The organism is Weissella sp. DD23 (genome assembly GCF_001579105.1).
GTDB classification, from domain to species: domain Bacteria; phylum Bacillota; class Bacilli; order Lactobacillales; family Lactobacillaceae; genus Weissella; species Weissella cibaria.
The window spans coordinates 114,676-115,336 of record NZ_KQ970395.1 but is presented as its reverse complement, the minus strand read 5'-3'; the positions used below and the strand labels follow the sequence as shown (position 1 = coordinate 115,336).

The window sequence follows — 661 nt, the reverse complement described above, 5'->3', positions numbered from 1 at the left end:
AAGACGTATTGGTTGCGTAGTAATGAGATGGAAAAAACAATTGCCTTTATTAGGTCCCAACTCCAGGAAGGCGCGCAGGCATACGTTGTGACGCCGTTGATTGAGGAGTCCGAAACACTCGATGTCCAAAATGCCGAAGCTGTCTATGCTGAGTTGTCGGAATATTTCGCACCCACGTATCGGGTCGGTTTGTTACATGGTCGGCTATCGAATCAAGAAAAAGAAGATGTCATGGCGGCTTTTAAGGCAAATGAGTTCCAAGTGTTAGTTTCTACAACGGTTATTGAAGTCGGTGTGGATGTGCCAAATTCGACGGTGATGCTTATTTTGGATGCTGATCGTTTTGGACTATCACAACTTCACCAATTGCGTGGTCGTGTTGGTCGAGGAAGTCGCCAATCCTATACGTTCTTAATTAGTGATCCAAAGACGCAATATGGTATTGATCGCATGGAAGCAATGGTTGCCACGACGGACGGATTTGTCTTGGCACAAAAGGATTTGGAGTTACGTGGTGCCGGTGACATCTTAGGCAATCGTCAGTCTGGTGTGCCAGAGTTCCGCGTCGGTGACCCGATTGCGGATTTGGCGATGATGACGGTGGCGCAAGAAGAAGCCATTGAAATTGTGTCAAAACCGGATTGGGACAAAGACCCTGAGC

General features: G+C 47.5%; 1 protein-coding gene. It reads left to right on the top strand.

Annotated elements, in window-relative coordinates; genetic code table 11:
* Positions 1–661 (top strand): helicase-related protein (locus WEIDD23_RS14810; RefSeq protein WP_278279483.1); only part of this gene is annotated, 661 nt, incomplete at both ends.